Annotated in this window: 15 protein-coding genes and 1 pseudogene; 10 read left to right on the top strand and 6 right to left on the bottom strand. The window is 67.4% G+C overall.

Annotated features, from left to right (window positions below; genetic code table 11):
• Window positions 1-104 precede the first annotated feature (104 nt).
• The 5 genes and pseudogenes from AC1DYD_RS19685 to AC1DYD_RS19665 form a co-directional block, all read left to right on the top strand.
• Window positions 105-248, top strand: a pseudogene (locus tag AC1DYD_RS19685) (3-keto-5-aminohexanoate cleavage protein); the annotation flags it as partial.
• A 1-nt stretch (window position 249) separates the two neighbouring features.
• Window positions 250-408 carry a 3-keto-5-aminohexanoate cleavage protein gene (locus tag AC1DYD_RS19680; protein ID WP_478174454.1) on the top strand — a complete coding sequence of 53 codons (159 nt, stop codon included), beginning with the start codon at window positions 250-252 and terminating at the stop codon, window positions 406-408.
• Between the two features lie 77 nt (window positions 409-485).
• Entirely contained in the window at window positions 486-1712 is a 1227-nt protein-coding gene (locus AC1DYD_RS19675) for a porin (RefSeq protein ID WP_478174433.1), read from the top strand.
• 7 nt (window positions 1713-1719) lie between these two features.
• Window positions 1720-2745 carry a YeiH family protein gene (locus tag AC1DYD_RS19670; protein ID WP_478174432.1) on the top strand — a complete coding sequence of 342 codons (1026 nt, stop codon included), beginning with the start codon at window positions 1720-1722 and terminating at the stop codon, window positions 2743-2745.
• Between the two features lie 171 nt (window positions 2746-2916).
• Entirely contained in the window at window positions 2917-3306 is a 390-nt protein-coding gene (locus AC1DYD_RS19665) for a VOC family protein (protein ID WP_478174431.1), read from the top strand.
• On the opposite strand, the gene AC1DYD_RS19660 is transcribed toward AC1DYD_RS19665, so the two are convergent.
• Both AC1DYD_RS19660 and AC1DYD_RS19655 read right to left on the bottom strand, forming a co-directional pair.
• Window positions 3296-3505, bottom strand: coding sequence for a hypothetical protein (locus tag AC1DYD_RS19660; RefSeq protein ID WP_478174430.1), 210 nt, complete (start codon window positions 3503-3505; stop codon window positions 3296-3298). The two genes, AC1DYD_RS19665 and AC1DYD_RS19660, sit on opposite strands and share 11 nt — an antisense overlap.
• A gap of 56 nt (window positions 3506-3561) precedes the next feature.
• Window positions 3562-4392 (bottom strand): isocitrate lyase/PEP mutase family protein, encoded by an 831-nt coding sequence (locus AC1DYD_RS19655; protein ID WP_478174429.1) that lies wholly within the window; start codon window positions 4390-4392, stop codon window positions 3562-3564.
• A 172-nt stretch (window positions 4393-4564) separates the two neighbouring features.
• On the opposite strand from AC1DYD_RS19655, the gene AC1DYD_RS19650 reads away from it, so the two are divergent.
• From AC1DYD_RS19650 to AC1DYD_RS19630, 5 genes are read left to right on the top strand one after another with little or no spacing between them, the layout of a single operon-like run.
• Window positions 4565-5431: a branched-chain amino acid ABC transporter permease gene (locus AC1DYD_RS19650; RefSeq protein ID WP_478174428.1), complete on the top strand. Its 867-nt coding sequence runs from the start codon at window positions 4565-4567 to the stop codon at window positions 5429-5431.
• Entirely contained in the window at window positions 5431-6441 is a 1011-nt protein-coding gene (locus tag AC1DYD_RS19645) for a branched-chain amino acid ABC transporter permease (protein ID WP_478174427.1), read from the top strand. The genes AC1DYD_RS19650 and AC1DYD_RS19645 overlap by 1 nt, the downstream gene beginning before the upstream one ends.
• Window positions 6434-7198: an ABC transporter ATP-binding protein gene (locus tag AC1DYD_RS19640; RefSeq protein WP_478174426.1), complete on the top strand. Its 765-nt coding sequence runs from the start codon at window positions 6434-6436 to the stop codon at window positions 7196-7198. Before AC1DYD_RS19645 ends, AC1DYD_RS19640 begins: the two co-directional genes overlap by 8 nt.
• Window positions 7185-7892, top strand: coding sequence for an ABC transporter ATP-binding protein (locus AC1DYD_RS19635; RefSeq protein ID WP_478174425.1), 708 nt, complete (start codon window positions 7185-7187; stop codon window positions 7890-7892). The genes AC1DYD_RS19640 and AC1DYD_RS19635 overlap by 14 nt, the downstream gene beginning before the upstream one ends.
• Before the next feature lie 40 nt (window positions 7893-7932).
• Window positions 7933-9108, top strand: a complete 1176-nt coding sequence (locus AC1DYD_RS19630) for an ABC transporter substrate-binding protein (protein WP_478174424.1) — start codon at window positions 7933-7935, stop codon at window positions 9106-9108.
• 37 nt (window positions 9109-9145) lie between these two features.
• Here the strand turns inward: AC1DYD_RS19630 and AC1DYD_RS19625 are convergent, their stop codons facing one another.
• From AC1DYD_RS19625 to AC1DYD_RS19610, 4 genes are read right to left on the bottom strand one after another with little or no spacing between them, the layout of a single operon-like run.
• Window positions 9146-10705 (bottom strand): TolC family outer membrane protein, encoded by a 1560-nt coding sequence (locus AC1DYD_RS19625; protein ID WP_478174423.1) that lies wholly within the window; start codon window positions 10703-10705, stop codon window positions 9146-9148.
• A gap of 46 nt (window positions 10706-10751) precedes the next feature.
• Entirely contained in the window at window positions 10752-11090 is a 339-nt protein-coding gene (locus AC1DYD_RS19620; RefSeq protein ID WP_478174422.1) for a rhodanese-like domain-containing protein, read from the bottom strand.
• Between the two features lie 12 nt (window positions 11091-11102).
• Window positions 11103-11789, bottom strand: a complete 687-nt coding sequence (locus AC1DYD_RS19615) for a protein-L-isoaspartate O-methyltransferase family protein (RefSeq protein ID WP_478174421.1) — start codon at window positions 11787-11789, stop codon at window positions 11103-11105.
• Window positions 11790-11808: 19 nt separating this feature from the next.
• A complete protein-coding gene (locus tag AC1DYD_RS19610) occupies window positions 11809-15069 on the bottom strand; it encodes an efflux RND transporter permease subunit (protein WP_478174420.1) in 3261 nt (1086 codons plus the stop codon).
• Window positions 15070-15075: the final 6 nt, after the last annotated feature.

Genomic DNA, 15075 nt, shown 5'->3' with positions numbered 1-15075 from the left:
AAGCGACAAGGGTTGCGGCGCCAGATACTGGATCAAGGAATCAGGCCCTCCCCATCGCCTGATTCATTCCACTTGAATCAAGACATCGAACGGAGAAACCTGCCATGGCAGCCCCCCAAAGCAAGGTCATCGTGACGTGTGCGGTGACCGGAGCGATCCGCACGCCGACCATGTCGCCCTATCTTCCGATCACGGCGGACGAAATCGCCCGCGAGGCGATTGCGGCCGCGGAGGCGGGCGCGGCTATCCATGGCGGCTTCGTTGGGAGGGAACGTTCGTGTCGGGCTCGAGGACTCGCTGCGGGACGGGCCGGGGCGGCTCGCGAGGAGCAACGCCCAGCAAGTGCAGCGCGGTCAATGGCGGCAAGACCGCCATGTAGTTCGGGGCGCCAGCCGCCCGTGCGTCTGACTTCGGCCGATTCACACAGGCGCAATCCGCGGTCGGACGCTCGCCCCCGCATCATTTTTCAATAACGAAGAGACCCCATGAGAAAACCCCTGATCGCCTTGACTGTCCTCACCGCCGGTGGCGCTGCGGCTCAGTCCTCTATCACGATGTTCGGTGTCATGGACGCGACGGTCAGCGGCTATTCGAACAAGGCCGAGACGCCGCTCGGCATCGCCGTCACAACCAGCAGCACAGTACAGAACAGTGGAGGCTACGCCAGCAGTCGCCTGGGCGTCCGCGGCACGGAGGATCTCGGTGGCGGTGCGGCTGCCAACTTTTGGCTCGAAGCCGGGATACTCAACGACACCGGCGCCGGCTTCGCGTCTGGAGGGGGTCTTGCTTTCAACCGTCGTTCGACGGTCAGCCTGTCAGGGTTCATGGGTGAACTCCGCCTCGGTAGGGACTACACGCCCACGTTCTGGAACGACGCCGTGGCCGATCCGTTCACCTCCAACGGCGTGGGCATCAACCTGATTGCTACCGCGAGTGGCTTCAACACACCAGGCCAGGCAGCAAACGGGTTCCAGGCGAACCCCAACTACATTCGCGCTTCCAACTCGGTGGGCTACTTCCTGCCGCCGAACCTGGGCGGCTTCTACGGCCAGGTGATGTACGCCTTCAACGAAGCGATCAAGTACGACCCGGGCGTGTTGACACCGAACGCACCGAACAGCCAGCGATCCGGGCGCTACGTCGGCGGTCGCTTCGGCTACACGAAGGGCCCCCTGGATGTTGCAGTGGCGGCAGGTCGAAGCACGATTGGAGACCAATTCTTCCTGGGAACGACGAGCAACCTCCAGATCTGGAACGTTGCCTCCACGTACGACTTCGGCGTCATCAAGCTGTTCGGCGAGTACTCGAACAACAAGCTAAAGACAGACTTCTCCGGCATCCCGCCGGTCGCGAACGCTTTTGGCTTCACCAGCCCGGGAGCCAACGGCGCGCTGGTCGGCGTGACCGTACCGGTCGGACCCGGGCTGATTCGTGCCGTCTATACCCAGGTGAAGTACAACAACGTCACTGCCGCCAATCAGATCGCTCCTGGCCTGTCTCCGGACCCAAAGTCCGAGAAGTTCGCCCTCGGCTACGTGTACAACCTGTCGAAGCGTACGGCTCTCTACGCGACGGCTGCACGGATCGACAACAAGAATGGTGCCGACCTGACAGTTGGCGGGCCCGCCTACTTCACGAAGGCGATCAACGGCTCAGTGCCGACGCCACAGTCGTCGACTGGCTATGACGTCGGCATCCGACACGTCTTCTGATCGTCCAATGACCGCATTGACCTTGGCCGGTTGGCCCACGCTCGGACGTCAGCTGTTCCCCGGCGTCCTCGCCAGTGTCGTCGTGGCCGCAGCGGCCACGTTTCTGTCGCAGCACTATGGCGCGCCTGTCATGCTCTTCGCGCTGCTCCTCGGCATGGCAATGAACTTCCTGTCCGCCGACGGCCCCTGCACCGCCGGCATCGAGTGGACGGCACGCCAGGTACTGCGCCTGGGCGTCGCACTGCTGGGCTTGCGCATCACCACTGGCCAGATCGCCGCCATGGGCTGGCATCCGGTATTGATGGTGGTCGCTTCGGTAGCGCTCACCATCGGACTGGGCATCGGCTTCGCCAAGCTGATGGGGTATCGAAGCTTCTTCGGCCTGCTCACGGGCGGCTCGGTCGCGATCTGCGGCGCCTCGGCGGCCATGGCGCTTTCGGCGGCCATGCCGAACCATGCCATGCGTGAGCGTGCCACGCTCTTCACCGTGATCAGCGTCAGCGCGCTGTCGACGCTGGCGATGATCATCTATCCGATGATCGTGCGTGCGCTGGGCCTCGATCCGGTACAGGCGGGGATTTTCCTCGGGGGCACGATTCATGACGTGGCCCAAGTCGTAGGTGCCGGCTATGGCATGTCCGTCGCCACGGGCGATGCCGCCACCTTCGTGAAGCTCCTGCGCGTTGCAATGCTCCTGCCGGTGATCGCGTTCGCGGGCTTCCTGACGCGAGCCCATCAAGGCAGCGCCGTCGAAGGCAAGCGTCCGCCGCTATTGCCCTTGTTCGCGATCGGCTTCGCGGTACTGGTCGCGATCAACAGCACGGGCTGGGTGCCCAAGGCTGTCACACAAACTGGCGTGGACCTTTCGCAATGGTGCCTCGTCGCCGCAATCGCCGCGATCGGCATGAAGACCCAGTTGAAAGAGCTTGCAACGGTGGGATGGAAGCCAATCGCTCTGATGGTCGGCGAGACAATATTCCTCGCTGTGTTCGTGGCAGCTTGGCTGCACTGGGGCGGCGCAGCACTCGGGTGAGCAATTCAGGCGTCGGCCCAATATCGCTGGGGCGGTTCGTGTCTCACACCTCAAGGTCAAGCATGCGTGACTCCGAACGCCTGTTTCGAGTCTCGCGTTGCAGAAGGTGCACGGCGCCATGGACCCCGGGGCTTGGATGCAAAATGCCGTCGACCTCAAGCGGAGCGACCCATGCGCATCGAACACATCGCCCTCTGGACCCAGGACCTTGAACGCTTCAAGCGCTTCTACGTCGACTACTTCGGTGCCGTGGCGGGCAGCGGCTATGTCAATCCCGCGAAGGGCTTCGCGTCCTGCTTCCTGAGCTTCGAGGACGGCGCGCGGATCGAGGCAATGTCCACCTCCACGCTCCGCCCCGTCGCCATCGAGCCCGGCGCCCAGCGCATGGGCCTGACGCATTTCGCGGTTTCGCTGGGCTCCGAAGCGCAGGTCGACGAACTGACGCGACGGCTCAAGGCCGATGGCTATCCGGTGCTCGACGGGCCTCGCCGAACCGGCGATGGCTACTACGAGAGCGTGGTACTCGATCCGGACGGCAACCGGGTGGAAATCACCGCGTGATCGGCTCAGGCCGATACGCCGGCGGCAGCAGATAGCCGTCGCGGTACACGCCCTGGATCAGTCCGCTGACGCGGTCGTTGGAGCGGGCCGTCACGAACTCGCGTTCGGCCGTCTGGTAGACCACGATCGTGCAGGGCGTGCGCTTGCTGAGCGTGCGGGCGACACCGGTCGCCTGGCTGGAGGTGGGGTAGGTGTTCATGAGAACCTTATCGGCAGCGCGCCTGAATGCTGAAGGGCTGTGCCGCCGCATCGGTTTCAGGCGCCGCCACCCTTGAAGAGCGCGTTCAGTTCGTTGCCCGGCGCCGCATCCGCGAAGCCATCGAAGCGGCCCTCGTCGGCGATCCCGCGCGCAGCACGCATGAACCCTCCCCACGCCGCACGCGCCAGCGCGCCGCCGACGCTGACCCGCCGCACGCCGAGCGCCTCGATGTCCTTCATCGTGAGCTCGCTGGTCGAGCCGACCAGCAGGTTGACCGGCTTCGGCGCCACCGCGGCGACCACGGCCGCGATCTGCTCGCGGGTGCGGATGCCCGGTGCGTAGAGGCAATCGGCGCCGGCTTGCGCGTAGGCCTTGAGGCGCGCGATGGCGTCGTCGAGGTCGGGCCGGCCGGCGAAGAAGTTCTCGGCCCGCCCGACCAGCAGCACGTCGCCGCCGGCTTCGTCGATGGCGGCGCGGGCAGCACGCAGGCGCGCGACCGCAACGTCGATGTCATGCAGCGGATGCGCAGGGTCGCCGGTCGAATCCTCGATCGAGAGACCGGCCACGCCGGTGTCGATCGCCATCCGGACACTCTGCGCAACGCCTGTCGGATCGGTGGCGAAGCCGCTCTCGAAGTCGGCATTCACGGGCAGGTCGGTGGCCGCCACGATGGCGCGCAGATGGGCCAGGACGGTCTCGCGCGACAGCGCTCCGTCGGGCCGGCCGAGCGACCAGGCGCAGCCCGAACTGGTGGTCGCCAGCGCCTTGAAGCCAAGGCCCTCGAGGTAGCGGGCGCTGCCGACGTCCCAGGGGTTCGGGATCACGAAGCAGCCCGCGGCGTGGAGCGAGCGGAAGTCGGCGCGTTTCTGGGCAATCGTACGTGTCATGGGAGCCTCCTGGCGCCGCATTCTGCACCCTACCGGGCGGTAGGAGCGCGAGTCCCCAAGGCGACGCCGCCTCCGGAGAAACCTTAGGTGGCGCCGTCGCCCCCGCTTCCACAATGGCCCGGCGCGTTCGATGCCGCCGTGGCCGCATCGCCTGGGTCAACCGAGGATTCATGTGGAAATGTTCTTTCAGCAACTCCTGAACGGCCTGACCGTCGGGGGTGTCTACAGCCTGGTGGCGCTGGGCCTGACGCTGGTCTACGGCATCCTGCACGTACCGAACTTCGCCCATGGCGCGTTCTACATGGCGGGCGCCTTCGCGGGCTACTACCTGATGGCCAAGCTGGGCCTCAACTACTGGCTGGCGATGGCCGGCGCCGCGGCGATCGTGGCGGGCATCTCGATGCTGACGCAGCGGCTGGTGTTCCACCCGCTGCGCAACGCGCCCGAACTGCACGACATGATCGCCGCCATCGGTGTGCTGCTGTTCCTCGAGGCCGGCGCGCAGGCGCTGTTCGGCGCCGACTTCCATCGCATGCCGACGCCCTACGGACAGATCGTCGAGGTCTTCGGGCTCACCGCTCCGCTGCAGCGCCTCTTGATCATCGCCGGCGCCTTCGGCCTGATGGTGCTGCTGCACCTGTTCCTGAACCACACGGTGATCGGCTCGACCATCATCGCGATGGCGCAGAACCGCGATGGCGCCGCGCTGGTCGGCATCGACGCCACGCGCGTGACCTTGCTGGTGTTCGCAATCTCGGGCGCGCTGGCCGCGATCGCGGCGGTGCTCTACGCGCCGATCAACCTGGTCTATCCGGCGATGGGCAACCTGGTCATCACCAAGGCCTTCGTGATCATCATCCTCGGCGGCATGGGGAGCTTCCCGGGGGCGATCGTCGGCGGGCTGATCATCGGCATGGCCGAGAGCTTCGGCGGCTTCTACTTCTCGACCGACTACAAGGACATCATCGCCTTCGTGCTGCTGGTGGTGATCCTGTCGTTCCGCCCGCAGGGCCTGTTCACCGCGAAAGGGGCGCGCTGATGAACTGGCTGCAAGGAAAGACCGGCTGGGCGCTGCTGGCCGTGGCCGCGCTCGCGTTTCCGCTGTTCGCGCAGAACAGCTACCTGATCTCGGTCGCGACGCAGGCCTTCATCATGGCGATCGCGGCGCTCGGGCTCAACCTGATCACCGGCTACACCGGGCAGTTCAACCTCGCGCACGGCGCCTTCATGGCGGTCGGCGCCTACACGGTCGGCATCCTGACGGTCGACCACCACGTGCCCTTCTGGATCGCCTTCGTGGCGGCCGGCGTCGTGACCGCGGTGCTGGGCTACTTCATCGGTCTGCTGTCGCTGCGCCTGCGCGGCCACTACTTCTCGATCTTCACGCTGTGCGTCAGCTACATCATGTTCCTGCTGATCGAGAAGTGGGAAAGCCTGACCCACGGGCCGGTCGGCATCATGGGGATCCCGGCGCCGGCCGGCATCGGCCCGCTTCAGTTCGGCACACCGCTGTCGCAGTACTACCTGGTGCTGGCCTTCCTGGTGCTCGGCCTCTGGATCATGGCGCGCATCGTGCGCTCGCTGCTGGGCCGCAGCTTCATGGCGGTGCGCAACAGCGACGATCTGGCCGAGGCGCTGGGCATCGACCTGATGCGCACCAAGACGCTGTCCTTCGTGCTGTCGGTGGTCTATGCGGGTTTTGCGGGGGCGCTCTACGCGGGGCAGGTGCGCTTCCTTGGCCCCGACCTGGCTAGCGAGGCCGTGACCTTCGACCTCGTGATGTTCGTGCTGGTGGGTGGCATCGGCACGCTGCTGGGGCCCTTGCTCGGCACCTTCCTGGTGACCTGGCTGACGCAGAGCCTGCAGTTCCTGCAGGACTACCGCATGGTGGTGTTCGGCCCGGTGCTGATCGCGCTGATCATCTTCCTGCCGGACGGCATCGTCGGCACCTGGCTCAAGCGGCGGGCCCAGCGCGCGGATGCAGCCCATGCCGCGAAGGCGACCCATGCGGCCCCCGTGGGCGCGCAGGAGGTGCAGAACAATGCTTGAAATCGAATCGCTGACCAAGCAGTTCTTCGGCCTCACCGCGGTCGACCACATCTCGACCCGCTTCGAGCGCGGCCAGGTCAGCGCCATCATCGGGCCCAACGGCGCCGGCAAGACCACCTTCTTCAACCTGGTGGCGGGTACGCACAAGCCGAGCTCGGGCCGCATCCGCTTCAACGGCCAGGAGGTCACCGGCCTGCGGCCCGACCATGTGGCGAAGCTCGGCATCGCGCGCACCTTCCAGACCACGCACCTGTTCGACAACGCCAGCGTGCTCGACAACCTGATCGTCGGTCACCGGTTGCGCACGAAGTCGGGCCTGTGGGACGTGCTCGCCAACACGCGCCGGCTGCAGGACGAAGAGCGGCTGTGCCGCGACAAGGCGCGCGAGGCGCTCGACTTCGTCGGCCTGTCGCATGTGGCGAATCGCATCGCGGCCGACATCACGCAGGAGGAGCGCAAGCGCGTCGCCTTCGCGATGGCGCTGGCCACCGACCCCGAGCTGCTGCTGCTCGACGAGCCGGCCGGCGGTGTGAACCCCGAAGAAACGGCGGGCCTCGCGGCCCTGATCCGCAAGCTGGTGGACCATGGCAAGACGGTCTGCCTGATCGAGCACAAGATGGACATGATCATGCGACTGGCCGACAAGATCGTCGTGCTGAACAACGGCGCCAAGATCGCCGAGGGCACGCCGGAGCAGATCCGGCGCGACCCGCAGGTGATCGACGCCTATCTCGGAGTCGACCATGCTGCGCTTTGAAGGCGTCGACCTCCACTACGGCAGCTTCCGTGCGCTCTCCGGCGTCACGCTGCACGCGGCGCCCGGCGAACTGGTGGTGCTGCTGGGCGCCAATGGCGCCGGCAAGACCTCGATCTTCATGGCCGCCAGCGGCATTCACAAGCCGAGCGCCGGCAGCATTCGTTTCGGCGAGCAAGAGCTGGTGGGCCGGCGCCCGGCACAGATCGTCGCCTCGGGCCTCGTGCATTGCCCCGAGGGCCGCAAGCTGTTTGCGATGATGTCGGTGAAGAAGAACCTCACGCTCGGCGCCTACGTGCACCGGCGCGACGCGGCCGGCATCCAGCGATCGCTCGACGAGGTGTTCGCGCTGTTCCCGATCCTGGCGCAGAAGCAGGACCATCCGGCCGGCTCGCTCTCGGGCGGCCAGCAGCAGATGGTGGCGATCGGCCGCGCCCTGCTCGGCCGGCCCCGGCTGCTGCTGCTCGACGAGCCTTCGCTGGGCCTCGCGCCGCTGATCGTCAAGCAGGTCTTCGAGGTCATCCAGCGCATCAACCAGGCCGGCACCACGGTGCTGCTGGCCGAGCAGAACGCGTACTCCGCCCTGGCCATCGCCGACCGGGCCTACGTGATCGAGCGCGGCCGCATCGCGCTCGAAGGCGACCGCGACTCGCTGCTGCACAACGAGGCGGTGCGTGCGGCATACATAGGTGCCTGAGCGCCGTTCTTCTTTCTTCCACCACCCGGAGACATCCCGCATGAAAAAAGACATCCACGCCGGCCGCACCATGCTGCCGCTCGCCCTGGCCCTCGCAGCGGCCTTCGGCGCCAGCGGCGCCTTGGCGCAGGAAACGGTCAAGATCGGCTTCACCGGGCCGCTGAGCGGCGGCGCCGCGCTCTACGGCAAGAACGTGGTCAACGGCATGGAGATGGCCATCAAGGAGATCAACGCCGCGGGCCTCGAGGTCGCCGGCAGGAAGGTCAGGCTCGAACTGGTGGCGCTGGACGACAAGTACGCGCCGGCCGAGGCCGCGATCAACGCCCGCCGCCTGGTGCAGCAGTACCAGAGCCCGGCGGTGTTCGTGCCGCACTCGGGCGGCATCTACGCGATGCAGGCTTTCAACGAGCAGGAGAAGTTCATCGTGATGGCGTACTCGAGCACGCCGAAGATCACCGAGACCGGCAACAAGCTCACGATCCGCATCCCGCCGACCTTCAACTCCTACATCGAGCCCTTCACGAGCTACGAGATGAAGAAGTTCGGCAAGAAGGTCGGCATGCTGCCGGGCGACCACGAGTACGCCAAGAACTGGACCCAGCTCTTCGGCCCGGCCTGGGAAAAGGCCGGCGGCACGGTCGCCTCCAACAACCCGATGTCCTACAACCGCTCGGCCGACTTCTACAGCGGCGTGAGCCGCGTGCTGGCCGAGAAGCCCGATGTGCTGTTCATCGGCGGTCCGTCGGAGCCGACCGCGCTGGTGGTCAAGCAGGCGCGCGAACTGGGCTTCAAGGGCGGCTTCCTGCTCATGGACCAGGCCAAGCTCGACGAGATGGCCAAGGTCACGGGCGGCCTCGCGCCGCTCGAGGGATCGATCGGCGTGCTGCCCGTGTCGTACGACGAACGTGTCGGGCCCAAGGCCTTCGCCGCTGCTTACCGCAAGGCCTACGGCGCCGACAAGGACCCGACCACCGAGTCTTCCTACAACTACACGCTGACGCACGCGCTGGCCGGCGCGATGAAGCTGGCCGGCACCACCACCGATGCGGCCGCGATCCGCGCCAAGGTCGGCGAAGCGTTGACCAAGATGCCGAAGGAGACCAACGCCGGCGAATTCAAGGGCGTCGACGCGGTCGGCGGCACCATCGTCGATCCGCTGGTCGCCACGGTCGAAGGCGGCAGGATCAAGCCGGTGAGCCTGAGTGAACTGAAGTAGCGCCTGCGGGGCGTTCGGGGGCCACCCATCGAACCGCCTAGCGTTGCGGCGGCCGCACGATCTCGGGTGGCGGGGGCGGCACCGGCATGATCGGCGGCTGTGGATTGAAGGGCGGCGTGATCACCGGCGGCACGACCGGAATCGCGGACGGCACCGGCGAGGGCAGCGAGGCGGGCGGCACCGGCACCGGGCTCTGCGTCGCGGCCGAGGGCTGGTTCGGCGAGGCTTCGCTCTGGACGCTGGCGCGGCCGCCGATCGCCAGCGTGTCGTTGATCGCCTGCAGGTCGTCGGCGCTCAGCGTGCCGTTGGCCTGGCGCAGCTTCAGGTTGCCCACCAGCACGCTGTAGCGCGCCACCGCGAGGTCGCGCTTGGTCTGGAACAGCTGCGCCTGCGAATTCAGCACGTCGATGTTGATGCGCACGCCCACCTGGTAGCCCAGCCGGTTGGCGTCGAGCGCGCTCTGGCTCGAGGCCTCGGCCGCTTCCAGCGCCTTCACCTGGCCGGCGCCCGAGATCAGCCCGAGGTAGGCCGAGCGCGTGGATTGCGAGACGCTGCGGCGGGTCGACTCCAGCGTCTGGCGCGAGTTCTCCTCGAGCGCCAGCGTTTCCTTCACGCGGTTCTCGGTCGCGTAGCCCGCGAACAGCGGCATGTTGAAGACCAGGGCGATGCTCGCGGCATTCACGCGCACCTTGCCGGTGGTCGTGCTGGTGGTGCTGCCGTTCGGGTTGTTGGTGGCGTTGTAGCCCAGCTGCGCATCGAGCGTCGGCTTGTGGCCGGCCTGGGCCTTCTCGACCTCGAGCTTCGCCACCTCGAGGCCCAGCCGCGCCTGATCGATGGCCGGGTGCACCTCGTCGGCCTGGGTGACCCAGGCATTGATGTCCGCCGGCTGCACCGTCGGCAGCGCCACCGGCGCCGCCAGCGGGATCGGCTGGGTGCCGGTGCGGCCGACCAGCTGGTCGAGCACGATCTTCTTGACCTGCAGGTCGTTCTCGGCCGCGATCTCTTGGGCCAGCACCAGGTCGTAGCGGGCCTGGGCCTCGCGCGTGTCCGTGATGGTCGAGGTGCCGACCTCGAAGTTGCGCTTGGCCGAGGCGAGCTGCTCGGCGACGCCGATCTTCTGCGCCCGCACCAGCGCCAGGCTGTCCTGGCTCGAGAGCACGTCGAAGTAGGCCTGGCTCACGCGCACCACGAGATCCTGCTCGGCGATCTTGAGCACGTCCTCGGCGATGTCGAGCTGCCGCTTGCTCTGCTCGTAGGTGGCCCAGTTGGCGGGCCGGTAGAGCGGCTGCGTGGCATTGATGCCGGCCGCCTGCGTCGGGATGCCGCGGGTGATCGCAAGGTTGTCGGTCGAGAGCTCCTGGTGCGTGGCCGTGGCGTTGGCCGACAGCCCCACCGCCGGCAGGATGCCCGCCTTGGCCTGCGCTGCCCGTGCCAGATTGGCGTCGTATTGCGCCCGTGCGCCCTGGTAGGTGGCGTCGTATCCGCGCGCGGCGTCATAGAGTTCGATCAGGCTCTGGCCATGGGCCGGCAGCGCGATCGCCGCTGCGAACAGGGTCGCGAGCGCTGCCGAAAGAGGAAGAGGCCTGGGAACGGGCATGAAGCGTCCTTGGGTTCAGAAAACTCGTTGACTTGGAAGCCGGGGGTCAGTAGCGGGGGACTGCGGGGTCGTGCTGGGCCGACCAGGCATCGATGCCGCCGGCGATGTTCGCCACCTCGTCGAAGCCGTTCTGCGCCAGGAAGGCGGCCACGCGCTGGCTGCGTGCACCGTGGTGGCAGAGGCAGGCGATGCGCTGTCCCGGATCGAGCTCGCCGACGCGGGCCGGGATCTCGTTCATCGGGATCGTCGCCAGTGTGAAGCCCAGGGGCGCCACCTTCGCGGTCTGCAGCTCCCAGGGCTCGCGCACGTCGAGTACGACCGGCGTCGCGTTGGGATTCCTGGCGAACCAGTCGGCGAGCTCGGACGGGCGTATTTGGTCGATCATGAAGGGGGCGGATCAGAAGTTGAAGCGGGAAGGCACGGGGAAGTTCAGCAGTCGCGGCGCCACGGTATCCCAGGGCTGCAGCACGTCCCACTTGGCTTCGCCGGTGCGGGTCACGAAGTGGGCGCGCATCATCGGCTCGTCGCCGACGATGGCCGCCAGCCGGCCGCCGATGTTGAGCGAGCCCAGCAGGCCCTGCGGGATGCGGGCGACCGAGCCGCTCAGCACGATGACGTCGAAGGTCGGCCCGCTCGGCAGCGGCTGGGCGCCGTCGGCGTTGCGCACCTCGACATTCATCACGCCGTTGCGGCGCAGGTTCCCGGCGGCGATGGCCGCCAGGCCAGGGTCGATTTCCAGGGTCAGCACCTGGGCGGCGCGGTGGGCCAGCAGGGCGGCCATGAAGCCGCTGCCGGAACCGATCTCGAGCACGCTCTCGTGCTTCTGGATGTGCAGGTCCTGCAGCATGCGGGCCTCGACCTTGGGCGACAGCATGCACTGGCCGGGCTCGCGGGCGGTGCTGGCGCCCTCGAGCGGGATTTCCATGTCGAAGAAGGCCAGCGCACGGTGCGCCTGGGGCACGTAGTCCTCGCGCCGGATCTGGGCCAGCAGGTCGAGGATGTCGAGATCGAGCACGTCCCAGGGACGGATCTGCTGTTCGATCATGTTGAAGCGCAGGCGCTCCAGCGTGGGGGTGGGGTTCATGGGGTCTCTCCTCGCGGAATCAGGACAAACTTTCGATTTTAGGCGCCGGCACGGGCGTCGCCTCGGCGGCCGGCGGGGTCTTGCCGGCCCAGCGGCGACGGGCCCAGTTGGCCAGGTCGTCCATGTAGCAATAGACCACCGGCACCACCACCAGCGTCAGCAGCGACGAGGTGATGACGCCGCCGATCACGGCCTGGCCCATCGGCGCGCGCTGCTCGGAGCCTTCGCTGACCGCGAAGGCCAGCGGCACCATGCCGAAGATCATCGCCAGCGTGGTCATCAGGATCGGGCGCAGCCGCACGCGGGCGGCCAGCAGCAGGGCTTCAGCGCGCGGCAGGCCCGGCACCGGCGTGCCGTCCTCGGCGACGCCGGGCTCGCGGGCGCGAATCGCGAAGTCGACCAGCAGGATCGCGTTCTTGGTCACCAGGCCCATCAGCATGACCACGCCGATGATCGAGAACATCGACAGCGTCGAGCGGAAGATCAAGAGCGCCAGCACCACGCCGATCAGGGTCAGCGGCAGCGCGGTCATGAGCGCCAGCGGCTGCAGGAAGCTCCTGAACTGGCTGGCCAGGATCATGTAGATGAAGATCACCGCCAGCGCCAGCGCCGAGACCGCATAGCCGAAGGATTCCTGCATGTTCTTGGTCGAGCCGCTGAACTGCCAGCCGTAGCCCGGCGGGAAGGCGATGCCGGCCAGCGCGGCGCGGACGTCGGCCGAGACCTCGCCGGCCGAGCGGCCGTCGACGTTGGCGTTGATGCTCACCTCGCGCGCCAGCGCGCGGCGGTTGATCTGGTTCGGGCCGGCGGATTCGCGCACCTCGGCCACCTGCGCCAGGCGCACGATGCGGCTCGAGCCGTCGGCGTTGGCGCCCACCGCGGTGCTCAGGAAGGGCAGGCGGGCCAGGTCGGCCGGCGAGTTGCGCACCTCGGGTGCCAGCCGCACGTTGACGTCGTAGGTCTGGTCGTCGGGCGCACGCCAGTTGCCCACCGTGGTGCCGGCCACCAGCGTGCGCAGCGCGGCCGCGATCGGCGCCACGCCGAGGCCGAGGTCGGAGGCGGCATCGCGCCGGATCACCACGCTGACCGTCGGCTTGTCGGGCTTCAGGCTGGAGTCGAGGTCGACCAGGCCGGGGATCGGGCGGATCGACTCCATCACCTTGCGGGTCAGGCGCTCGAGTTCCTTCAGGTCGGGCCCCTGCAGCGAGAACTCGATCGGCTTGTTGCCGCCGACCGAGTCGCGCAGGCCGACGTGCGTCACGGTGATGCCGGGGATCGAGCGCAGGCGCTCGCGCAGCACCGTCGACATCTGGTCGACGCTGCGGCTGCGCGAGCGGCGGTCGACCAGCCGCACGTAGAGGCTCGCGTAGATCTTGCCCTGGGCGTCGCCGCTGTTGATGGTGGTGAGCGTATAGCGCACTTCCGGCATCTCGCGCAGCACCGCCTCGACCTGCTGCGCCTTGGCCTCGGTCACTTCGAGCGAGGAGCCGACCGGCGTGTAGAAGCTGATCGCGGTCTCGGAGAAGTCGGCCTTGGGCACGAACTCGGTGCCCAGCAGCGGCACCATGAAGATGCTGGCGACGAAGATGCCGACGGCCGCCAGCACCGTGGCCAGCTTGTGCACCAGCGACCAGCGCAGGATGCCCTGGTAGCCCTCGGCGAGCCGCTCGGTGGCGCGGTCGAACCAGCCGGTCACGCGGCCGATGGTCTTGTCGTAGAAGCCGGCCGGGGCCTCGTTCTCGCCGTGCAGGCCGATCGCCGGCGAACCATGAGCGGACCCGGACTTGATGGCCGGGTCGTGCCAGATGCTCGACATCATCGGGTCGAGCGTGAAGCTCACGAACATCGAGATCATCACGGCGGCCACGATCGTGATGCCGAACTCGTGGAAGAACTTGCCGATGATGCCTTCCATGAAGCCGATCGGCAGGAACACCGCGACGATCGACAGCGTGGTCGCCAGCACCGCCAGGCCGATTTCCTGGGTGCCGTCGAGCGAGGCCTGGTAGGGCGCCTTGCCCATCTGCACGTGGCGCACGATGTTCTCGCGCACCACGATCGCGTCGTCGATCAGGAGGCCGACGCACAGCGACAGCGCCATCAGCGTGATCATGTTGATCGTGAAGCCGAACATCGCCATGAACCAGAAGGTGCCGATCAGCGCGATCGGCAGGGTCAGGCCGGTGATCACGGTCGAGCGCCAGGAGTTCAGGAACAGGAACACGATCAGCACGGTCAGCAGGGCGCCTTCGATCAGGGTCCGGCGCACGTTGTCGACGGCGACGCGGATCGGCCGCGAAGCGTCGGCGATCGGCTCCAGCCGCACGCCGGGCGGCAGCTGCGGCTTGATCTCGGCGATCGCCTTGACCAGGCCGTCGACCACCTGGATGGTGTTCTCGTCCTGCGCCTTCTGCACCGACAGCAGCAGCGTGCGCTGGCCGTTGAAGAGCGCCAGGCTGTCGATCTCCTGGGCGCCGTCGCGCACGGTCGCGACCTGGTCGACGCGGATCGGCGCGCCGCCCTTGCGGGCGACGATGATGCGGCCGAAGTCCTCGGGCCGCTCCATGCGGGCGTCGATCTGGACCACGCGGTCTTGTTCGAGCGAACGCACCGAGCCGACCGGCAGCGCCTGGTTCTCGCTGCGCACCGCATCGACCACCTGGCTGGCGCTGACGCCGAAGGCCTCCATGGCCTGCGGGTTGAGATAGATGTTGATCTCGCGCTTGGTGCCGCCGACCAGCGTCACCGAGCCGACGCCGCGCACGTTCTCGAGCCGCTTCTTGAGCACCTGGTCGGCCCAGTTGGTCAGCTCGACGGCGCTGGGCTGGGTCTCCTTCGGGCCTTCCGGAAGCACCGCCACCGACCACACCGCGCGCGAGGCCGGGTCGAAGCGCAGCACCCGCGGGTCCTTGACCTCGTCGCGGAACAGCGGCCGCACGCCGGCCACCTTCTCGCGCACGTCCTCGGCCGCCTTGCGGCCGTCGACATAGAGCTGGAACTCGATGATGACGACCGACTGGCCTTCATAGCTGCGCGAGGTCAGCGCGTTGATGCCGGCGATCGAATTGACGCCTTCCTCGACCTTCTTCGTGACCTCGCTCTCGACGATCTCGGGCGAGGCGCCCGGGTACTCGGTGATCACCACCACCACCGGGAAGTCGATGTTCGGGAACTGGTCGACCTGCAGCCGCTGATACGAGAAGGCGCCCAGCACCACCAGCGCGAGCATCAGCATGGTCGCGAAGACCGGGTTCTTGAGACTGACGCGGGTGAACCACATGCTGGT

This window comes from Variovorax sp. P4_B11 (assembly GCF_056402355.1).
The sequence above is the reverse complement of the archived record's forward strand: the minus strand, read 5'-3'. Positions and strand labels throughout refer to the sequence as shown.

What these genes read in the sequence shown, in the direction of transcription:
- AC1DYD_RS19675 (WP_478174433.1), top strand. Translation starts at nt 486, where the DNA reads ATGAGAAAACCCCTGATCGCCTTGACTGTCCTCACCGCCGGTGGCGCT.
- AC1DYD_RS19680 (WP_478174454.1), top strand. Translation starts at nt 250, where the DNA reads ATGGCGGCTTCGTTGGGAGGGAACGTTCGTGTCGGGCTCGAGGACTCG.
- AC1DYD_RS19635 (WP_478174425.1), top strand. Translation starts at nt 7,185, where the DNA reads ATGCTGCGCTTTGAAGGCGTCGACCTCCACTACGGCAGCTTCCGTGCG.
- AC1DYD_RS19655 (WP_478174429.1), bottom strand. Translation starts at nt 4,392, where the DNA reads ATGACACGTACGATTGCCCAGAAACGCGCCGACTTCCGCTCGCTCCAC.
- AC1DYD_RS19670 (WP_478174432.1), top strand. Translation starts at nt 1,720, where the DNA reads ATGACCGCATTGACCTTGGCCGGTTGGCCCACGCTCGGACGTCAGCTG.
- AC1DYD_RS19620 (WP_478174422.1), bottom strand. Translation starts at nt 11,090, where the DNA reads ATGATCGACCAAATACGCCCGTCCGAGCTCGCCGACTGGTTCGCCAGG.
- AC1DYD_RS19610 (WP_478174420.1), bottom strand. Translation starts at nt 15,069, where the DNA reads ATGTGGTTCACCCGCGTCAGTCTCAAGAACCCGGTCTTCGCGACCATG.
- AC1DYD_RS19630 (WP_478174424.1), top strand. Translation starts at nt 7,933, where the DNA reads ATGAAAAAAGACATCCACGCCGGCCGCACCATGCTGCCGCTCGCCCTG.
- AC1DYD_RS19615 (WP_478174421.1), bottom strand. Translation starts at nt 11,789, where the DNA reads ATGAACCCCACCCCCACGCTGGAGCGCCTGCGCTTCAACATGATCGAA.
- AC1DYD_RS19665 (WP_478174431.1), top strand. Translation starts at nt 2,917, where the DNA reads ATGCGCATCGAACACATCGCCCTCTGGACCCAGGACCTTGAACGCTTC.
- AC1DYD_RS19660 (WP_478174430.1), bottom strand. Translation starts at nt 3,505, where the DNA reads ATGAACACCTACCCCACCTCCAGCCAGGCGACCGGTGTCGCCCGCACG.
- AC1DYD_RS19640 (WP_478174426.1), top strand. Translation starts at nt 6,434, where the DNA reads ATGCTTGAAATCGAATCGCTGACCAAGCAGTTCTTCGGCCTCACCGCG.
- AC1DYD_RS19625 (WP_478174423.1), bottom strand. Translation starts at nt 10,705, where the DNA reads ATGCCCGTTCCCAGGCCTCTTCCTCTTTCGGCAGCGCTCGCGACCCTG.
- AC1DYD_RS19645 (WP_478174427.1), top strand. Translation starts at nt 5,431, where the DNA reads ATGAACTGGCTGCAAGGAAAGACCGGCTGGGCGCTGCTGGCCGTGGCC.